The 17,801-nt window shown below is 63.6% G+C and carries 21 protein-coding genes and 1 tRNA gene; 14 read left to right on the forward strand and 8 right to left on the reverse strand.

The features are described from left to right. The first annotated feature begins 50 nt into the window (after positions 1–50). Positions 51–632: an LOG family protein gene (locus WFP44_RS07035; protein ID WP_336925720.1), complete on the forward strand. Its 582-nt coding sequence runs from the start codon at positions 51–53 to the stop codon at positions 630–632. Next, positions 629–1,585, forward strand: coding sequence for a phytoene/squalene synthase family protein (locus tag WFP44_RS07040; RefSeq protein WP_336925721.1), 957 nt, complete (start codon positions 629–631; stop codon positions 1,583–1,585). The genes WFP44_RS07035 and WFP44_RS07040 overlap by 4 nt, the downstream gene beginning before the upstream one ends. A 36-nt stretch (positions 1,586–1,621) precedes the next feature. Here the strand turns inward: WFP44_RS07040 and WFP44_RS07045 are convergent, their stop codons facing one another. Both WFP44_RS07045 and WFP44_RS07050 read right to left on the reverse strand, forming a co-directional pair. Continuing rightward, a complete protein-coding gene (locus WFP44_RS07045; protein ID WP_336925722.1) occupies positions 1,622–3,094 on the reverse strand; it encodes a glycerol-3-phosphate dehydrogenase in 1,473 nt (490 codons plus the stop codon). Beyond that, entirely contained in the window at positions 3,091–4,353 is a 1,263-nt protein-coding gene (locus WFP44_RS07050; RefSeq protein ID WP_336925723.1) for a multidrug effflux MFS transporter, read from the reverse strand. The genes WFP44_RS07045 and WFP44_RS07050 overlap by 4 nt, the downstream gene beginning before the upstream one ends. 53 nt (positions 4,354–4,406) lie before the next feature. On the opposite strand from WFP44_RS07050, the gene dinB reads away from it, so the two are divergent. After that, positions 4,407–5,579, forward strand: a complete 1,173-nt coding sequence (gene dinB, locus WFP44_RS07055; protein WP_336925724.1) for a DNA polymerase IV — start codon at positions 4,407–4,409, stop codon at positions 5,577–5,579. Here dinB and WFP44_RS07060 read toward each other — a convergent pair. The 5 genes from WFP44_RS07060 to WFP44_RS07080 all read right to left on the reverse strand — a co-directional run bounded on the left by WFP44_RS07060 (position 5,566) and on the right by WFP44_RS07080 (position 8,014). Beyond that, complete coding sequence (locus WFP44_RS07060) at positions 5,566–6,036, reverse strand: NUDIX domain-containing protein (RefSeq protein WP_336925725.1); 471 nt, start codon at positions 6,034–6,036, stop codon at positions 5,566–5,568. The two genes, dinB and WFP44_RS07060, sit on opposite strands and share 14 nt — an antisense overlap. Beyond that, positions 6,024–6,644, reverse strand: coding sequence for a 6-phosphogluconolactonase (locus WFP44_RS07065; protein WP_336925726.1), 621 nt, complete (start codon positions 6,642–6,644; stop codon positions 6,024–6,026). The genes WFP44_RS07060 and WFP44_RS07065 overlap by 13 nt, the downstream gene beginning before the upstream one ends. A 116-nt stretch (positions 6,645–6,760) precedes the next feature. Continuing rightward, positions 6,761–7,222: a Dps family protein gene (locus WFP44_RS07070; protein ID WP_336925727.1), complete on the reverse strand. Its 462-nt coding sequence runs from the start codon at positions 7,220–7,222 to the stop codon at positions 6,761–6,763. 92 nt (positions 7,223–7,314) lie between these two features. Continuing rightward, a complete protein-coding gene (locus WFP44_RS07075) occupies positions 7,315–7,896 on the reverse strand; it encodes a hypothetical protein (RefSeq protein ID WP_336925728.1) in 582 nt (193 codons plus the stop codon). Between the two features lie 44 nt (positions 7,897–7,940). Beyond that, positions 7,941–8,014 (reverse strand) — tRNA-Gly (locus tag WFP44_RS07080). Between the two features lie 165 nt (positions 8,015–8,179). Here WFP44_RS07080 and WFP44_RS07085 point away from each other — a divergent pair. From WFP44_RS07085 to WFP44_RS07110, 6 genes are all read left to right on the forward strand, one after another. Then, positions 8,180–9,121, forward strand: coding sequence for a DNA-methyltransferase (locus WFP44_RS07085; protein WP_336925729.1), 942 nt, complete (start codon positions 8,180–8,182; stop codon positions 9,119–9,121). Between the two features lie 44 nt (positions 9,122–9,165). Continuing rightward, positions 9,166–9,849 carry an HNH endonuclease gene (locus WFP44_RS07090; RefSeq protein ID WP_336925730.1) on the forward strand — a complete coding sequence of 228 codons (684 nt, stop codon included), beginning with the start codon at positions 9,166–9,168 and terminating at the stop codon, positions 9,847–9,849. 148 nt (positions 9,850–9,997) lie between these two features. Beyond that, entirely contained in the window at positions 9,998–10,885 is an 888-nt protein-coding gene (locus tag WFP44_RS07095; RefSeq protein ID WP_336925731.1) for a class II fructose-bisphosphate aldolase, read from the forward strand. A gap of 18 nt (positions 10,886–10,903) precedes the next feature. Next, complete coding sequence (locus WFP44_RS07100) at positions 10,904–11,635, forward strand: HAD-IA family hydrolase (RefSeq protein ID WP_336925732.1); 732 nt, start codon at positions 10,904–10,906, stop codon at positions 11,633–11,635. Between the two features lie 27 nt (positions 11,636–11,662). Then, positions 11,663–12,325, forward strand: a complete 663-nt coding sequence (gene dhaL, locus WFP44_RS07105) for a dihydroxyacetone kinase subunit DhaL (protein ID WP_336925733.1) — start codon at positions 11,663–11,665, stop codon at positions 12,323–12,325. A 62-nt stretch (positions 12,326–12,387) separates the two neighbouring features. After that, entirely contained in the window at positions 12,388–13,386 is a 999-nt protein-coding gene (locus WFP44_RS07110) for a dihydroxyacetone kinase subunit DhaK (RefSeq protein WP_336925734.1), read from the forward strand. A gap of 85 nt (positions 13,387–13,471) precedes the next feature. Here WFP44_RS07110 and WFP44_RS07115 read toward each other — a convergent pair whose 3' ends face one another. Further along, entirely contained in the window at positions 13,472–14,422 is a 951-nt protein-coding gene (locus WFP44_RS07115; protein ID WP_336925735.1) for a TauD/TfdA dioxygenase family protein, read from the reverse strand. Positions 14,423–14,510: 88 nt separating this feature from the next. Between WFP44_RS07115 and WFP44_RS07120 the strand changes: the two genes are divergently transcribed. From WFP44_RS07120 to cysD, 5 genes are all read left to right on the forward strand, one after another. Further along, positions 14,511–14,810 (forward strand): I78 family peptidase inhibitor, encoded by a 300-nt coding sequence (locus WFP44_RS07120; RefSeq protein ID WP_336925736.1) that lies wholly within the window; start codon positions 14,511–14,513, stop codon positions 14,808–14,810. After that, positions 14,803–15,222, forward strand: coding sequence for a Rid family hydrolase (locus WFP44_RS07125; protein WP_336925738.1), 420 nt, complete (start codon positions 14,803–14,805; stop codon positions 15,220–15,222). The genes WFP44_RS07120 and WFP44_RS07125 overlap by 8 nt, the downstream gene beginning before the upstream one ends. A gap of 5 nt (positions 15,223–15,227) precedes the next feature. Continuing rightward, positions 15,228–15,710: a hypothetical protein gene (locus tag WFP44_RS07130; RefSeq protein WP_336925740.1), complete on the forward strand. Its 483-nt coding sequence runs from the start codon at positions 15,228–15,230 to the stop codon at positions 15,708–15,710. Then, positions 15,710–16,774, forward strand: coding sequence for an enoyl-CoA hydratase/isomerase family protein (locus tag WFP44_RS07135; protein WP_336925742.1), 1,065 nt, complete (start codon positions 15,710–15,712; stop codon positions 16,772–16,774). The genes WFP44_RS07130 and WFP44_RS07135 overlap by 1 nt, the downstream gene beginning before the upstream one ends. 86 nt (positions 16,775–16,860) lie before the next feature. After that, positions 16,861–17,772, forward strand: coding sequence for a sulfate adenylyltransferase subunit CysD (gene cysD / locus WFP44_RS07140; protein ID WP_336925743.1), 912 nt, complete (start codon positions 16,861–16,863; stop codon positions 17,770–17,772). Positions 17,773–17,801 lie beyond the last annotated feature (29 nt).

The raw sequence follows: 17,801 nt of genomic DNA on the forward strand, positions 1-17,801 counted from the left end.
CTCTGTGAGCGCCTGTCCTCCCCCCCTGCCCCCGCTGGGGACTATGCCATATGAAACGCCTTGCCATCTATTGCGGCTCTGCCACGCCGGCCGATCCGCGCTATGTCGCCCTGGCGCGCGATGTAGGCCGGACGCTGGCCGAACGGAACATTGGCGTGGTCTATGGCGGCGGCAGGCTGGGCTTGATGGGCGCGGTTGCCTCTGGCGCTTTGGAGGCGGGCGGCGAGGTGATCGGCGTTATCCCCGAAGCATTGGAACATCACGAGGTCGCCAACCGCGATTGCACGCAATTGATCGTGGTGCCCGGAATGCACGAGAGGAAGCGCGCCTTTACCGACCTGTCCGATGGCTTCGTCACCCTGCCCGGCGGGGTGGGGACAATGGACGAATTGTGGGAAGCGGTCAGCTGGGCGCAGCTTGGCTATCACGCCAAGCCCGTGGGCCTGCTCAACGCCTTTGGCTTTTACGACACGCTGCTGGCGTTCAACCGGCAGATGGCGGATGTGGGCTTTATCCGGCCTGCGCATCGCGGCATTATTCTGGACGCGGAAACACTAGACACGCTGCTGGAGAAAATGGCCGCCTTCACCCCCATCACCACTGTGCTGCAAATCCGTAACGAGGATTTGTGACCGCGGCGCGCGCCCAGTTGGTGGCGCAGGCGCGCGCTGCCATTGCGGCAGGCTCGAAAAGCTTTGCCGCCGCCTCGCTGCTGTTCGATCCAGCTACGCGCGAGCGGGTGCATCTGCTCTACGCCTGGTGCCGGGCGTGCGATGATCTGGCCGATGGGCAGGACATGGGCGGCGCGCTGGCCGCGCGCGACGGGCAGGAGGGCGAACGGCTGGAACTGATCCGCGACCTGACCGCCCGTGCCATGGCGGGCGAGGCAACAGGCCACCCCGCCTTCGATGCGCTGGGCGTGGTGGCGGCCGAATGCGGGCTGACGCAAGGCATGGCGGACGATGTGATCGCCGGCTTCGCGCTCGATGCGGCCGGATGGCAGCCGCGCAGCGAAGGCGATCTGATGCGCTATTGCTACCATGTGGCGGGCGCGGTGGGCGTGATGATGGCGGTGGTGATGGGCGTTTCACCGCAGGACGCGGACACGCTGGACCGCGCCTGCGACCTTGGCCTTGCCTTCCAGTTGGGCAATATATTGCGCGATGTGGCGGAGGATGCGGCAGCAGATCGTTGCTATATCCCTGCCGAATGGCTGGCCGAGATGGATATTCCGCCCGGCCAGCATATGCACCCTGCCCACCGCCCTGCTCTGGTGGCGCTCGCCGCCCGAATGGCTGACATGGCGCAGGCGCATGAAAGTGCCGCGCGGATCGGCGCGGCGCGCTTGCCGTGGCGCAGCCGCTGGGCGGTGCTGTCCGCCGCCAATATCTATGGCGCGATTGCCCGCAAGGTGCGCGCCCGCGGGCCTGCGGCATGGGATGCCCGCGTGCATACCGGCAAGGGCGCAAAACTCGTCCTTGTGGCGCGCGCATTGAGGCAGGTGTTCGCCCCGCCGCCTCCGGTTCCGCAGATGCCGCGCTGGACACGGGCAGAATTGATCGCGATGGCGCAGGCGGGCGGGTAAAACATCCTTTTCCCTCCGCTTGCGGGAGGGGGACTTTCACGCCCCCATATATTCGCGCAAGCCCGCCTGCTCGGCCGCGCTCATATGCAGGCCCATTTTGGTGCGGCGCCACAGCACATCCTCTGCCGTGAAGGCCCATTCCTGCTGGATCAGATGCCGCACTTCGGCCTCGGTCAGGCCGCAGCCGAAATCGCGCCCGAGATCGACCCGCGCCTTTGCGTCTCCCAGAATGGTCACCGCATCAAGGCCATAGGAACGCGCCAGCCGCAACGCATCCACATGGGTCAGAAACGGATATTCGCGCGCGAGTTCCCCCACCAGCAGGCCGATGGCGTCGCGCGGAAAATCGCCGCCGGGCAGCGGTTGCTGCCCCGTCCAGTGATCGCCTTGCAGCACAGGCAGGCGCGTGGCGAGCAGATCGACCGCTTCTTCCGCCACATGGCGGTAGGAGGTCAGCTTGCCGCCATAAATGCCCAGCATGGGCGCGCCTTCTTCGGCCGCGCTCAGCACCAGCCGGTAGCCGCGCGTGGCCGCTTCGGGCCGGTCTTTCCCGAAATCCACCAGCGCACGCACGCCGGCATAGGACCAGACGATGTCTGCGGGCGTGATATTCTCCACGAAATAGCGGTTCACCGCGTCGCACAGATAGCGGATCTCCTCCGCATCCGGTTCCACCTGATCGAGCGGCCCCGTATGGTCGGCATCGGTGGTGCCGATCAGCGTGAAATGCTCCTCATACGGAATGGCAAAGCAGATGCGCGTATCGGGCTGCTGGAAGACATAGGCGAAATCGTGATCGAACAGGCGCGGCACCACGATATGCGATCCGCGCACGCGGCGGATCGCATATTTGGGCGCGGTGCCCGCCAGCCGCGCCAGATCGTCCACCGCGGGGCCTGCGGCGTTGACCAGCGCGGCGGCGGTATACTCCTCGCCGCCTGCGGTGACGCGCCACGCATCACCTTCGCGCGCGATCGTGCTGACCGGGCAGCGCGTGCGCACCACCGCACCGCGCCGCGCGGCATCCACCGCGTTCAGCACGACCAGCCGCGCATCATCCACCCAGGCATCCGAATATTCAAAGCCGCCGGTAATTTCGGCATAGAGCGGATCGCCCGCCGGATGATCGTCCAGCTTGATCGCCTCCGCGCCCGGAAAGCTGCTGCGCCCGGCAATCCGGTCATACATGAACAGCCCGGCGCGCAGCTTCCAGTGGGCGCGCATCGCCTTGTTCACCGGCAGGACAAAGCGCATCGGCCGCACGATATGCGGCGCAATGCGCCACAGCACCTCGCGCTCGGCCAGCGCCTCGCGCACCAGCGCGAATTCGCCGTGTTCCAGATAGCGCAGGCCCCCATGCACCAGCTTGGTCGATTTGCTCGACGTGCCGCTGCCCAGATCCCCCGCCTCCAGCAGCAGGACACGCGCCCCGCGCCCTGCCGCATCGCGCGCCGCCCCCGCACCGTTCACCCCGCCGCCAATCACGATGAGGTCGAAATGCTGGGTCACGGGACAATACGCTCCTGCGGCGGTTTCTTGTTCAGGCGGCGGAACAGCACGCCTTTCTCGCTATACAGCACGAAACACAGCGCCAGGGTAGAATTGATCAGCAGGGCATAGGCAAAGGGGCGCGCGCTGCCATCATAGAACTGCCCGATCACCAGCCCCACCATCGCCGCGCCGAACATCCGGAAGAAGCTGTGCACGCTGCTGGCCGCACCCGCGATATGCGCGAAGGGTTGCAGCGCGATCGAGCCGAAATTCGCGCCCAGAAAGCCGAGCAGGCCAAGGTTCAGCGCCATCAGCGGCACGAAATAGCGGATATCGCCCGGATGCGTATGCGCCGCCCATACCTGCACACAGCTGACCGCGATGAAAATCAGCACGCCGGTATGCGACACGCGCCGCGCGCCAAAGCGCATGACGATGCGCGAATTGGTGATATTGGCCACCGCCATCATCGCCGCCGTGCCGCCGAAGACCAGCGGAAAGGCCGCCGTGCTCACCGCGAAGTGTTCGGTATAGAGCTGCTGCGCGATGTTCACATAACCAAACACCCCGCCCATCACCAGCGCGGTGCCCAGCACATATCCGATCGACTGCCGGTTGACCAAGGCATCGCGCATATTGCGCGCGATCACCGGCAGGTTGATCTCCTGCCGGTTTTCCGGCTTCAGCGTTTCGGGCAGGCGTTGCCACACCCACCACGCCGCCAACGCGCCAACCCCCGCCAGCGCCACAAATATCAAACGCCAGCCCGCCACCAGCAGCACCGCCTGCCCCAGACTGGGCGCAACCACCGGCACCGTGATGAAAACCGCGGCAATCACGCTCATCAGCCGGGCCATCGCATCGCCTTCATACAGGTCGCGCACAATGGCCATCGGCGCCACCATCAGTCCTGCTCCCAGAACGCCGCACAGCACGCGCGCCACAAGCACGGTTTCAAAGTCGTGCAGCACCGCGATCAGCAGGTTGCACGCGACATAGAAGCCCAGCGCCAGCAGCATGATGGGGCGCCGGCCATAGCGGTCGGCATAGGAGCCGGGGACAAGGCATCCGATACCCATGGCGATGGAATAGACCGCGATCACCAATTGGCGGCGGTTGCCGTCCTCAACACCCAGTTCGCCCGCCATATCGGCCAGCGCGGGGATCATCGCGTCGATCGCCAGCGCGTTAAGGCTCATCAACAGGGCCAGCAACACGATCAGCTCGCGCTTGCCCATTACCGGGCGCCTGGCACTTTCATTTTCGGATAAAGTCATCCTGCGCTGCTAGCCCATGGCAATGGCAGGGGGAAGTGGCCTAAAGTGCGCCCATGGACGAAGCGGGCCGATCCGACGAAGCGCAGGAGGCAGCCAAGGATGAAGCTGACAGCCCGCCGGGCCTGCGCAAGATTATCCATGTCGATATGGACGCCTTCTTCGCCAGCGTGGAACAGCGCGACCATCCGGAATTGCGCGGACGCCCCGTGGCGGTGGGCGGCGCAGGCGGGCGCGGCGTGGTCGCGGCGGCGAGTTACGAGGCGCGCAAGTTTGGCGTGCGCAGCGCGATGCCCTCTGTCACCGCCAGCCGCAAATGCCCCGACCTCATCTTCGTGCGCCCCCGTTTCGAGGCTTACCGCGAAGTTTCGCAGCAGATCCGCGCGATCTTTGCCCGCTACACGCCGCTGATCGAACCGCTCAGCCTTGATGAAGCCTATCTGGATGTGACGCAGGATCTGCAGGGCATCGGCAGCGCCACCCGCATCGCGCAGATGATCCGCGCCGCGATCCGCGCCGAAACCGGGCTGACGGCGAGCGCGGGTGTTTCCTACAACAAGTTCCTCGCCAAGCTGGCAAGCGACCAGAACAAGCCCGATGGGCTGTGCGTGATCCGCCCCGGCCAGGGCGCGGCCTTTGTCGCGGGCCTGCCGGTCAGGCGTTTTCACGGTGTGGGCCCGCGCGGCGCGGAAAGAATGGCGGCGCTGGGCATCCGGACGGGGGCCGATCTGGCGGCGAAGGACATTGCCTTTCTGCGCGCACATTTCGGCAGCTTTGCCGATTACCTCTACCGCGCGGCGCGGGGGATCGACCTTCGCCCCGTGCGCCCCGACCGGGTGGCGAAATCCATCGGCGGCGAACGCACCTTCTTCGCGGATATCCACGCGCCGGATGCCTTGCGCGCCACGCTGGAGGATATCATCGCAATTGTCTGGGGCCGGATCGCGGCGAAGCAGGCGGCGCGCTCCGACGAAAAGGTGGTGCGGGGCCGCACCGTGGTGCTGAAACTGAAATACCGCGACTTCACCCTCGCCACCCGTTCGCGCAGCGTGGCGGGCTGGATCGAAAACGAGGGGCAATTTGCTGCCATCGCCCGCAGCCTGCTGGAGGACGAATTGCCGCTGCCCGCACCGATCCGGCTGATGGGACTGACGCTGGCCAATCTCGACCATGGTGACGATGCGCGGGCCAAGCCGCCACGCGACGAGGCGCAGCTCAGCCTGTTGTAGGCGTCAGCAAGGCCAGCCGCCGCTGCACATTGGGCGCGGTATCGGGCGGCAGGGCGTCGGGCGCGAAGAACTGCGCCGCTATGATCTCGCGCCCGTCGGGCAATGGCTCCCCATCGATCAGTCCGGTGAAGATATGCGCCACATTGCGCGCGCCGTGGAACATCTCCTCCACCGTCGCAAGGTGCACAGGATCGGTGACGGTGCAGCCCAGCTCCTCGGCAAATTCGCGCAAGGCTGCGGCCAGTGCGTCCTCGCCCCGGTGCATACCGCCACCGGGAAAGGCCCACCAGCCGCTGCCATAGGAATGGCGCACCAACAGCACGCGGCCCGTCGCATCGCGCGCGATGATGCTGCACCCGTGCACCTCGCCCCCGCGCAGCCGCAGCCATAGGCCGCGCAGCCGGTGCGCCACGCGGTAAAGCTGGCGGTGCAGCGAAGCGGGAATCAGGTGAAGCACGTGACCGGCTGCCGCGCCGCCCGGAGCAGCCGCGCGATCGGCAGATCGTGTTCGCCGCGCAACGCGCTATCGAACACCACGCGCTTGTCATCTCCGCGCATGACGATCAGCAGTTCATCACAGTCCAGCAGGGCAGGGATGGTCAGCGTCAACCGGTCGAACGGGGCTTCGGGCGGCAGCGGATCGGGAGTCAAACGGCGAAGCCTGATCGGATCGGCGGGATCGGGATCGGTGTTCGGAAACAGGCTGGCAATGTGCCCGTCCGCCCCCATGCCCAGCCAGGTGACCGCAAAATGCGGCGGGAATGCGCCTTCCACCAGCGGCACGATGCGCGCGCCAACCGGTTCCAGCAGAACGCGGATGCGGCCCACATTGCTGGCAGGGTGATCTTCGCGCACGATGCGGTCGTCGCCCGGCCACACGGTGATGCGCGACCAGTCCAGCGCACGTGCCGCAAGGTCGGCAAGGATGGGAAAGGGGGTGGATCCGCCCGGCACGCTGATCGCCACCTCGCCCGTCGAGGTGGTCAGCGCGGCGGCAAGGCGTGCCTCCAGCCAGTCGGCAATTGCGCGATCATCCGCGCCCGGAATTATTGCAATATCGCTCATGTGCCTGCCTCTAAAGCAATGGCCGCCGGAACGCGATGGGTTCCGGCGGCCTTCGTGTGTGCCGCGCCGGCCCTGCGGAGGGCTTCAGAGAGGCCGGGGCGCGGCGGGGGATTGCGTCAGGCGAGCAGGCTGGAGAGGAACCAGACGCGCTCCTCCGCCTGATCGGTCCAGTCATCAATCAGGCCATCGGTCGCGTTGTCGCCCGCCTTCTCGGCGTGCTCCTTCAGCGCCTTGAGACTGTCCACCAGCCTTGCGTTGTCGTCCCGCAGTTCGGCGATCATGTCCTCGGCGGAAAGGCCCGCCTTGTCCTGATCCGCGATTTGCGTTGCCTTCATCACCGATCCGATCGAGGTGAGCGTGGGCGCGCCGTTCTTGCGCACCCGCTCGGCAATCAGGTCAACCTGCGCGAAAATCGCGGCGGCCTGTTCGTCGAACAGCAGGTGCAGGTCGCGGAACCGCGGGCCGGTGACGTGCCAGTGAAAATTCTTGGTCTTGAAATAGAGCGCCAGATGATCGGCCAAAAGGCCGTTCAGCCCTTCAATCAGGGCGGTTTTCGAATTGTCGCCGGTTTTGGCCATGTGAGCCTCCGTTGTTTGCATTCGCCCTTATAACTCGGCAACCGGGCAAAGGTTTCATGCAAAGCCCTCGCCAGTTTGATCGCAAAAAGCGATCAGAAAAGCACGCCGCGAACGGAAAGGTCGATCATAAGCGCGGCCAGCAGCAGCAGCCCCGCCAGCGCCAGGGCCATTGCGCGCAGAGGCAGGCGCCGTTCCCATTCCCCGCCCGCCAGCGCCGCCAGCGTCAGCGCCACCCCGCTGCCCAGCGTGCCGCCCGCCGCCGCCAGCCACGGCTCTCGCGTCAGCACGGCCAGCGCGGCAATCACGAAACGCGCGCTGTCGGTGATCTGCGCGGCGGCCAGAACGATCAGGATTGCGCCGGTGGAACGGGTGGGTTCGGCAGGAGCGCGCGGCGCCTTGCGCACCGCCAGCTCCAGCGCCGCCACGCCCAGTGCCATTGCCACGAACATGGTGCGCGCAGGCCCCGGCATTTGCGGGGCCAGCCACGCGCCCGCCCCCGCCGCCAGGGCCGATGCGGCAAGCGCACTGAACCAGATGGCGAGCACCAGCCCCGGCGCCGCGCCCAAGGCCGTGGCCGGGCCGGAGCCTGCCGAAAGCCGCGCGACCCGCACCCCGTCCCTGCCCGCCGCGCCCAGCAGCAGGGCTGCGAGAAAGGAGAGGAAGAAGGCCGTCATGGCTTTACTGACTAGCACATTGGCACGCAGAGCGAGCCGAAAGTTGGAGCGGGTGAGGGGAATCGAACCCCCGTCGTCAGCTTGGGAAGCTGCTGCTCTACCATTGAGCTACACCCGCACGGCCGCGGCGCGGGGTGCCGATTAGCTGTGTTGCCCGTTTCGGTCAATCCAAAGGGAAGCGCGGGTCAATTGGCGCAAAAGCGGTGCAAAGTCGATTTTGCAGGTTCACCTTGCGTTCCCATTGGTGCATGAATGGCGCAAATCAATGCGAAGGAGGACCGCCGTGTTTGAAATTGCACTCCAGACGCATGAAAGCTGCGACGATCTGCTTACCGAAGCCAGGCCTGGCCTCGCTTCCAATCGCATTCATCAGGGCGATTGCCGCACTTTTCTTAAACATATCAAAGACAAAGCCATTGACCTTGTCGTCACCGATCCACCCTATTTTCTGGACGGGCTGGACAATGGCTGGCGCAAAGGCGGCAAGGAAGCGCCCCGCGCAACTGGCACGGTGGGCGGCCTCCCTGTTGGCATGAAGTTTGATCCAGCGCAGGGGAAGGCTTTGCAGCAGTTCATGTCCGGAATTGCAGGCGAATTGATCCGATGCATGAAGCCGGGCGCATTTGCGCTGGTATTCAGTCAGCCGCGCCTGAGTCACCGCATGGCGATTGCTTTGGAAGATCAGGGGTTCGAGATACGTGATCTTTGCGTCTGGCACTATACCAAGCGCACGCAGTTCAAGGCTTTCAGCCAAAACCACTTCATCGAACGGATGGATTTGCCTGACTGGAAGAAGAGGCAGATAATCGCGGAGATGGAAGGGCTCAAAACCCCGCAACTGCGGGGCCAGCACGAAAGCATCATTCTTGCCCAGAAACCCCGGCAGGGCACTTTTGTGGAAAACTGGCAGCGCTGGAAAACTGGGCTGATGAATGCCGATGCATCGCTTGATGGTTCGCGCCCGTCCAATGTCATGCAGGTGGAAAAGGCTGATCTCGCAGAGCGCGGTGTGGCGGCAGAACATCTGACGCCCAAGCCCCTGCGCCTTCTGTCCCATCTCATTGAACTGTTCTCAAGTGAAGGCCAAACTGTGCTGGACCCTTTTCTCGGCTCGGGATCGACAGCCGTGGCAGCACAATCACTCAAACGCGACTGGATCGGCATTGAAATCAACCCTACCTATGTCGCGCTGGCTGAGAAGCGGCTGGCTGATGCCATGATCTGAAGCATCTGCGGCCCCATGTACAGAACACCTTGGCACCCATGAATATGATGCGCAATCTTGACCAAAGCCATGTCGACCAATTTGAAAGCCAGCTGGCGAGGGTAAAGCAGCTTTGGGACAAAAACCTGTCCTCTTTGGGCGTCAAATGGCCTTCGTCGAAGGTCAAGCAAGCGCAGTTGGTGGGCCTGTCATTCTTCATCGGCGAACCTGTCAACAAGGATAGTCTGGGCTGGTATGTAGGACAGGTGGCAGGCGGTGCAGCAGACACTCAGGCGCGGCATCTGCGCAGCGACGGCTGGGCAATCCTGCTTAGCGGTCGCGGCGAACCCCATTCCAACACCTTGGCGAGTGGTGAGCGTATGCCGCGCGGTTCCTATGCCCTAGCCTCGCTTGCGCAGCCCGATGCAACATTCCTGCGCAACGAGCGGCTGACGCGCGAAGGCCGCGCAGGTGCGAAGGATTGGCATGAATTGTGCGTTCTTTACAAGGGCAAGTGCGCGCATTGTGGTGCAACCACGAAAAACCCCGACAAGGGCCATATGGACCCCAACAAGCCTGCGACAGTCGACAACCTCATCCCCCTGTGTGTGCCCTGCAATAACTGGGCAGCCAATGACGTGATCTTCGGCCCCGACGGGAGGATTGTGGCAGTTCGTTCCGAGCGGTTTCTGAAAGCGGCGGACAAGGCCGCGCAACAGCGGATCGCCGACTGGCTTGCCAAGCAATAACGTCCCCCTCCCGCTCCAATTTGTCGCACTTGGTAATTGCCCCGCATTGACGGGTGGCACCTGTGGCCGAGTCTGGCTATGGAGCCGAGTCGTAGGGCCGCACGCTGGGGAGCTTTGAGCGCGCCTGCCGGATAACAAGGAGCTTATCATGCCGCTGGTCAACATGAAGCCGCTGCTGCGTCACGCCATGGACAATCACTATGCCGTCGCCGCTTTCAACCTGGTCGATTACAACACCACCAAGGCGATGGTGAAAGCCGCCGAAGGGCTGAACGCGCCGGTGATCTGCCAGACCTCGTCCAAGACGATCAAATATTTCAGCCACAAGGAAATCGTATCCTGGGTGCGCACCGTGGCAGAGGATTCGCCCGTGCCCGTGGTGCTGCATCTGGATCACTGCCACGACATCGCCATGATCGAGGAATGCGCCCGCACCGGCTGGACTTCGATCATGATCGATGCGTCCGAACTGCCGTTCGAGGAAAACCTCGCCCAGTCGCTGAAAGTGCGTGAAATCGCCGAGAAGTATGGCGTGGGCATGGAAGCCGAACTGGGCCAGATCATGGGCGTGGAAGACGACATGGTGGTGGACGAGGCGGACAGCGTGCTGACCGATCCCGAAGATGCCAAGCGCTTCTGCGACGCGCTCGACCTGTCGGCCTTTGCCTGCGCGGTCGGCACGGCGCACGGCTTCTACCATGGCGAGCCGAATGTGGATTTTGAACGCATCGCCGCGATCAACGCCGCCACCAAGACGCCTATGGCGCTGCATGGCGGCACCGGCCTGTCGGACGAAACCTTTGCCAAGGCGATTGCGCGCGGCGCGGCCAAGATCAACATCTCGACCAATCTCAAGCACGTCTGGGTCAAGAGCTTCGTCGATTACCACCTCGCCAATCCCAAGGATTTCGAACCCCTGCGCGTGGGCGATGCGCAGTATCAGGCGTGCAAGGCCATGTTTGCCGACTTTATCGAAAAGTTCGGCGGCAAGGATCAGGGCGCAGCCTTCCTCTCCAGCCAGCTCGAAGCGGCCTGAGGGAGCGAGCGCAGCGATATGTTCAAGGCTCTGATTTTCGATTGCGACGGCGTTCTGGTCGACACCGAACGCGATGCGCACCGCGTGGGCTTCAATCTGGCTTTCAAGCAGTTCGGCATTGATGCCGAATGGAGCGTCGATCTGTATGCCCGCCTGCTGCTGACCGCCGGCGGCAAGGAACGCATGACGGTGTATTTCGACGAATTTGGCTGGCCTGAAGATCAGGTCGCCAAGTTCGGCGGAAAGCAGGAACTGATCGCCGCGCTGCACAAGGAAAAGACGAAGCTCACCAGCGAGATCGTGGCCGATCTGCCGGTGCGCCCCGGCATCCTGCGCATCATTGACGAGGCGATGGCGGCAGGCGTGCGGCTGGGCGTGTGCACCACATCGAACCCCAAATTCATCGATGCGGTGCTCGACCTGTTCGGGGCGGAGCGCAAGGCGGCGTTTGAATTCGTCCACGCGGGCGATGTGGTGGCCAAGAAGAAGCCCGCGCCCGACATCTATCTGCTGGCGCTGGAAACGCTGGGCCTGCCGGCATCCGAATGCATGGTGGTGGAAGACAGCCGCAACGGCCTGCTTGCCGCCACCGGCGCCGGGATCCCCACGCTGATCACCACCAGCACCTACACCGCTGAGGAGGATTTTTCCGAAGCGGTGAAGGTGGTGCCCGAACTGGGCGATGATCCTGTGCTAATCACCATCGATGATCTCAACGCGCTCAACGCGGCGGCCAAGTCCGCCGCCTGAGAAGCCGCGAAACGAAAGGGAGACTGAATGTCCACGCTTACCCTTGCCGATATTGAACAGGCAATCGACGTCACCTGCGACACGGTGATCCGCAACGAGAAGTATTTCTCCGACCTCGACGGGCTGGCGGGTGACGGCGATTTCGGCACGTCGCTTGCCACCGGCTTCAAAGTGATCAAGGCCGATCTGCCCACGATCGACAAAAGCGCCATCGGCGCCATGCTGCTCAAGATCAGCATGATCTGTTCCAAGCACGTGGGCGGTTCGTCCGGCCCCATCTGGGGCACCGGCTTCATGCGCGCCGGCATGGCGGCCAAGGGCATGACGGAAGTGGATTACGCCACGCTGACCGCCATGGTCGGCTCGGCGCTGGAAGGCATCATGGCGCGCGGCGGGGCCAAGCGCGGCGACAAGACGCTGCTCGACGCGCTGATCCCGATCCACGAAACGATGCAGGCAATGGACGGCAGCGATCTGAAGGCGGTTCTGGCCGCTGTCACCAAGGTGGCCGATGAGGCTATCGACGAAACCCGTTCGCTGGTCGCCCATCGCGGCCGCGCCAGCCAGGTGGGCGAACGCAGCAGCAACACGCCCGATCCGGGCATCGTGGGCATCGCCACCATCCTTTACGACTGGTGCAAGCACTACGGCGTGGACTACACTCCGAAGGCTGCGGAGCTTGCCCGCTGATTCCCTTTGCGGAATCGCTTCAGGTTTTCCCGTTTCAACCGTTCCATGGAGAGGAATGACACATGAAGAAGTTCGTCAACGATCCGGCCAATTTCGTGCCGGAATTCATGTCCGGCGTGCTGGCGGCCAATGCCGACCTGCTTGAAGGCAATCTGGAATTCCAGATGATCAAGCGCAAGAATATCGACGCCAGCAAGGTTGCCATCGTGCAGGGTTCGGGTTCGGGTTCGGGGCATGAGCCTGCGCACGTCATGGCGGTTGGCCCCGGTATGCTGACTGCCGCCTGTCAGGGCCCGGTGTTCGCCGCGCCGCCGGTCGATGCCTGCTACGAAACCATCAAGGCCGCCGCAACCGATGCAGGCGTGCTGGTGCTGGTGAACAATTACCAGGGCGACCGCATGGCATGGGACATGGCCTGCGAAATGGCCGAGGCCGAAGGCATCAAGCTCAAGCAGTTCATCATCAATGATGACGTGGCGGTGCAGGATTCGCTCTACACCGTGGGCCGCCGCGGCGTTGCGGGCAATTTCTTCGTGATGAAGGCTGCCGGCGCCGCTGCCGAAGCGGGCGCGGATCTCGACGCGGTCTATGCCGTGGCGGAAAAGGTGAACGCCAATGTCCGCACCATGGGCGTGGCGCTGACCAGCTGCATCCCGCCGCAGAAGGGCGACACCATCTTCGACATCGGCGATGACGAAATGGAAGTGGGCGTGGGCATCCATGGCGAACCCGGCCGCGAGCGCACCAAGATCAAGCCCGCAGACGAGATCACCAAGCTGCTTTACGACGCGGTGCAGTCCGATCTGCCCTTCCAGTCGGGCGACCGGGTGGCGCTGATGGTCAATGGTCTGGGCGGCACCCCGCCGGCGGAACTCTATGTGGTCTACAACAAGGCCGCCAAGCTAGCCGCCGAAACCGGCCTGACCGTGGCGCGCAATTATGTGGGCGAATATTGCACCGCCATCGAAATGGCCGGCGTCTCGCTCACCATGCTCAAGCTGGATGACGAGCTGGAAAAGCTGCTCGCCGCCCCGGCTGAAACCGCCTGCCGCATCTTCTAAGCGCGCGGCTCACGCATAACGAAAAGGCCCGGCTCTCCCTATAGAGCCGGGCCTTTTTGCTGCACCTTTGCTGCGCGAAAAGAGGTTAGCGTCCGCCCACCCGCGCATCGGCAATATCGACCACCTTGGGCGCGCGCGCGAACAGCGCGGCATAGGGATCATCGCCGGTTTCCATCTGGTGCGGTTCGGTGCCTTCGCGCACCGTTGTGCGGCGCATATCGCGCTTCAGGTTCGCGTAATCGAATTCGCCGCCCTTGTGCATGGTGCACAAATTGTCCCAGATCACCATGTCGCCGGGATTCCATTTCACGCTGAAGATATATTGCGGCTGCGTGGCATGGGCGATCAAATCGGCAATCAGCTTGCGCCCTTCGGCCTTGTCCATGCCTTCGACATCCATCGTGTGCGCGGCAATGAACAGCGCCTTGCGCCCCGATCCGCGGTGGATATGCACCAGCGGGTGGCGCGCCTTGGGCCGCTCGTCAATTTCCTCCTCCGCAATCGCGGCGCCCGCCTGCTTGCGGCTCCACCACAGCGAATTGATGCCGATCTTGCCTTCGAGGAAGTCCTTCATTTCCTGCGGCAGATCGTCATAGGCTTGCCGGGTATCGGCAAACCAGGTCTCTCCGCCTTCGGCGGGCACCTGATGCGCCAGCAGCAGCGAATAGGAGGTGCGCTTTTCCATGAAAGCGCTGTCGGTGTGCCACAGCCGGTCGCCCTTGCGGTATTCGATCGCAGCCGGATCGCGCGTGATCTCGCCATCGACATTGAGGTTGCTGGCATCGAACAGTTCGCGGAACGGCAGGCGCATCTTCACGCCTTCGCGCGCAGGCACACGCTCCAGATAGCCGAAATTGCGGCTGAATTCGACGTGCTGTTCATCGGTCATGCCGGTATTGCGCCACACGGTAACGCCCCATGTGTTCATCGCATCGGTCACCTGCCGCACTTCCTGCGGGGTTAGCGGGCGGGTGAGGTCGAGGCCCGAACAGCTTGCCCCGAAGCGCGGCGTGATGGGATCAATATGCAAAGTCATCGGTTCTCTCTCCTTGTGTTTGCCTATACCATCGGCAAATCGGCAAGGCGAGAGAGAACGTTAGTATGCTAAGCATAGGAGAGCGGCGATGAAGCTTATTCTGGGACTTGCAGCGGGCAGCATGGCCTTGGCCGGATGCGCCACCACCGCCACAGATGGCGATATGTCCACCCACCTCCCTGCCGGGGAATGCGATGCCAGCGGCGTGCAGGGGCTGATCGGGCAAGTCGCCTCCGCCGAACTTGGCACCCGCCTGTTGCGGGAAACGGGAGCGCGCACCTTGCGCTGGGGCCCGCCGCGCAGCGCGATGACGATGGATTACCGCCCAGATCGCCTTACAGTATCCTATGACGACAATATGCTGATCGAGAGGATTTCCTGTGGCTGACACTGCCGATCCCGGCCCGCATGATGGCCGCCAGCGCATCCCGCCGCTGGGCGCGTTCGAGGAACAGGCCAAGTTCACCCGTGCCATCCGTGTGGGCGACCGAATCATCGTGGCGGGCAATATCGGGGTGGAGGAAGATGGCAGCATCAGCCCCGATGCCGGGCGGCAGGCGGAACGCTGTTTCGAACAGATCATCGACTATATCCAGCAACTGGGCGGCCGGTCGGACGATATCGTGCGCGTGCGGATGTTCGTGACCGATATTGCCGATGCCATGGCGGTGACCAATGCCTTTACCGCCGCCTGCGGCCATGCACGGCCCGCGGGCACGCTGGTGGCGATCAGTGCGCTGGCCGGCCCCGGCTTCAAGGTCGAGATCGAGGCCGAAGCCATCGTGGGCGCGGGGCAGTGAGGCGATTGACAGCAGGTTCTCTCGCCCTGGCTGGCCTTCTTGTGGCGGGTTGCGCACACTCCAGCGAAGGCAATAAATCCATATTCACCGGGCCAGCCAAGTTTTGCGGCTATGCGACGGTGATAGCCCTGAGAGAGGGCGAGACGATCACCCCGCAAGAAGGCGGCATCCACAGCGGACGCTATGTGTGGGATGGCGAATTTGGCCGTCTTGAGGTGCAAGAGATCGGCTGGGCAGCCGCGCCCGTAGAAGCACCGATGCAGGAACGGACCGCGGCTGGCATGATCCAGTTTGCAGAGCGCAAGGACGGTTTCCGCTTTGTGCAAATGATCTGGAATGGTGAGCATGGTGTAGCCAGTTTCATTTCTCCCCGCCGCTTTTCCCGGCAGCAGATCGACGCGGTTGGCCGCGTTACGCTGTTTAACGAGGGGCAGCGCCCACAGGATTGCGAATACAATTTCCTCTTCGGCGGATTTGACGCTTTCTGATGCCGCACACCTCGCCCGAAATCTTCACTAGCCGCGTGGACGCACTGGGCGTCATCACGCTGAGCCGCCCGCGCGCGCTGCATTCGCTGACCACGACCATGTGCGATGCAATGGGCGGGGCCTTGCGGCAATGGCAGGGCGATCCCTCCGTGGCGGCCGTGCTGATCGAGCACGCGCCCGGCACACGCGGATTTTGCGCGGGTGGCGATGTGGTGGCGGTTCGCGCTTCGGTGCTGGAGGACGGGGGCGAGAAGGCGCGGGCCTTTTTCCTGTCCGAATACCGCCTCAACCACCTGATCCACATCTACCCCAAGCCCGTAATCGCCTTCATGGACGGGGTAACGATGGGCGGCGGCGCGGGGATTGCCCTGCCCGCAGCCTTTCGCGTCGCCACCGAGAATACGCTTCTTGCCATGCCCGAAGGCGCGATTGGCCTGTTCCCCGATGCGGGCGCAGGGCATCATCTGGCGCAGCTTCCGGGGCATCTGGGCGCTTTCCTTGCGCTGACGGGCGCGCGGCTGGACGGGGCAGAGGCGATGTGGGCGGGCCTTGCCACGCATTATCTGGCGGCGGACGATCTGGCCGAGGCGAAGGAGGCCATCGCGCGCGAACCGCAGGCGGCGGGCGATATTCTGGCCGACCTGTCCAGCCCCCCTCCCTCTGCCCGGCTGGAGAAGAATGCGGAGCGGATCGACCGCCTGTTTGCCGCGCCCACGCTGGAAGCCATCCTTGCCGCGCTGGCGTCCGATCCATCCGACTGGGCGGCCAAGGAATACCGCGCGGTTGCTACCAAATGCCCCGCATCGGCCAAGGTGGCGCTGCGCCAGCTCGCCACGCCAACAGGCGATTTTGCCTCCGAAATGGCGCGCGAATACGCCATTGTCTGCCGCATGATCGCGCGGCCCGATTTTGCCGAAGGGGTGCGCGCCGTGCTGGTGGACAAGGACAACGCGCCTGCCTGGCAGCCGTCCGCCCCCGAACAGATGGACGCGGCCGCACTCGATGCGATCTTTGCCCCGCTGCCTGCGGATCAGGAATGGACGCCGGGACCACACGCCGGTTAAGCGGCGCAAGTTGAAACCCTGAAAGAAAATCTCATAAGGGTTAGCCCTTGCCATGGTGCAGTGCACAAGGCATTCCTTGCCGCGCTATGAAAAGCCTCACCCATCTCCAGCGGCTCGAAGCCGAAGCCATTCACATCATGCGCGAAGTCGTGGCCGAGGCGCAGAAGCCGGTCATGCTGTATTCGATCGGAAAGGACAGCGCGGTGATGCTGCACCTGGCGAAGAAGGCGTTCTACCCTTCGCCCCCGCCCTTCCCGCTGCTGCATGTGGATACCACGTGGAAGTTCAAGGACATGTATGCGCTGCGCGAAAAGAGTGCGCGCGATGCGGGCATGGAATTGCTGGTGCACCAGAACCCGGAAGCGAAGGAACTGGCCATCAACCCGTTCGATCACGGCCCGCTGCACACCGATATGTGGAAAACGCAAGGTCTGAAGCAGGCGCTCGACCTGTATGGCTTTGACGCGGCCTTTGGCGGCGCACGCCGGGACGAGGAAAAGTCCAGAGCCAAGGAACGCATCTTCTCCTTCCGCACCGCGAACCACGGCTGGGATCCCAAGAACCAGCGGCCCGAATTGTGGAACGTCTACAACACGCGCAAGGCCAAGGGCGAAAGCATCCGCGTCTTCCCCATCTCCAACTGGACCGAACTCGACATCTGGCAATATATCATGGCCGAGAATATCGAGATCGTGCCGCTCTATTTCTCCGCCCCGCGCCCGACGTACGAATATGAAGGCGGGCTGTTCATGGCCGATGATATCGAACGGCTGGAACGGGTGATGGGCAAGAAGCCCGATATCACCACCCGTTCGGTGCGGTTCCGCACGCTGGGCTGTTTCCCGCTGACGGGCGCTGTCGAAAGCACCGCCTCCACCCTCTCCGAAGTGGTGCAGGAAATGCTGCTCACCACCACCAGCGAACGCCAGGGCCGCGTGATCGACAAGGATGCAGGCGACGGATCGATGGAGAAGAAAAAGCAGGAAGGCTATTTCTGATGCCTGCGTTTCGCCTGAATGCGCGGCGG

The organism is Alteraurantiacibacter palmitatis (assembly GCF_037154115.1).
GTDB lineage: Bacteria > Pseudomonadota > Alphaproteobacteria > Sphingomonadales > Sphingomonadaceae > Alteraurantiacibacter > Alteraurantiacibacter palmitatis.

What these genes read in the sequence shown, in the direction of transcription:
- WFP44_RS07035 (WP_336925720.1), top strand. Translation starts at nt 51, where the DNA reads ATGAAACGCCTTGCCATCTATTGCGGCTCTGCCACGCCGGCCGATCCG.
- WFP44_RS07050 (WP_336925723.1), bottom strand. Translation starts at nt 4,353, where the DNA reads ATGACTTTATCCGAAAATGAAAGTGCCAGGCGCCCGGTAATGGGCAAG.
- dinB (WP_336925724.1), top strand. Translation starts at nt 4,407, where the DNA reads ATGGACGAAGCGGGCCGATCCGACGAAGCGCAGGAGGCAGCCAAGGAT.
- WFP44_RS07065 (WP_336925726.1), bottom strand. Translation starts at nt 6,644, where the DNA reads ATGAGCGATATTGCAATAATTCCGGGCGCGGATGATCGCGCAATTGCC.
- WFP44_RS07070 (WP_336925727.1), bottom strand. Translation starts at nt 7,222, where the DNA reads ATGGCCAAAACCGGCGACAATTCGAAAACCGCCCTGATTGAAGGGCTG.
- WFP44_RS07075 (WP_336925728.1), bottom strand. Translation starts at nt 7,896, where the DNA reads ATGACGGCCTTCTTCCTCTCCTTTCTCGCAGCCCTGCTGCTGGGCGCG.
- WFP44_RS07090 (WP_336925730.1), top strand. Translation starts at nt 9,166, where the DNA reads ATGATGCGCAATCTTGACCAAAGCCATGTCGACCAATTTGAAAGCCAG.
- WFP44_RS07095 (WP_336925731.1), top strand. Translation starts at nt 9,998, where the DNA reads ATGCCGCTGGTCAACATGAAGCCGCTGCTGCGTCACGCCATGGACAAT.
- WFP44_RS07100 (WP_336925732.1), top strand. Translation starts at nt 10,904, where the DNA reads ATGTTCAAGGCTCTGATTTTCGATTGCGACGGCGTTCTGGTCGACACC.
- dhaL (WP_336925733.1), top strand. Translation starts at nt 11,663, where the DNA reads ATGTCCACGCTTACCCTTGCCGATATTGAACAGGCAATCGACGTCACC.
- WFP44_RS07110 (WP_336925734.1), top strand. Translation starts at nt 12,388, where the DNA reads ATGAAGAAGTTCGTCAACGATCCGGCCAATTTCGTGCCGGAATTCATG.
- WFP44_RS07115 (WP_336925735.1), bottom strand. Translation starts at nt 14,422, where the DNA reads ATGACTTTGCATATTGATCCCATCACGCCGCGCTTCGGGGCAAGCTGT.
- WFP44_RS07120 (WP_336925736.1), top strand. Translation starts at nt 14,511, where the DNA reads ATGAAGCTTATTCTGGGACTTGCAGCGGGCAGCATGGCCTTGGCCGGA.
- WFP44_RS07135 (WP_336925742.1), top strand. Translation starts at nt 15,710, where the DNA reads ATGCCGCACACCTCGCCCGAAATCTTCACTAGCCGCGTGGACGCACTG.
- cysD (WP_336925743.1), top strand. Translation starts at nt 16,861, where the DNA reads ATGAAAAGCCTCACCCATCTCCAGCGGCTCGAAGCCGAAGCCATTCAC.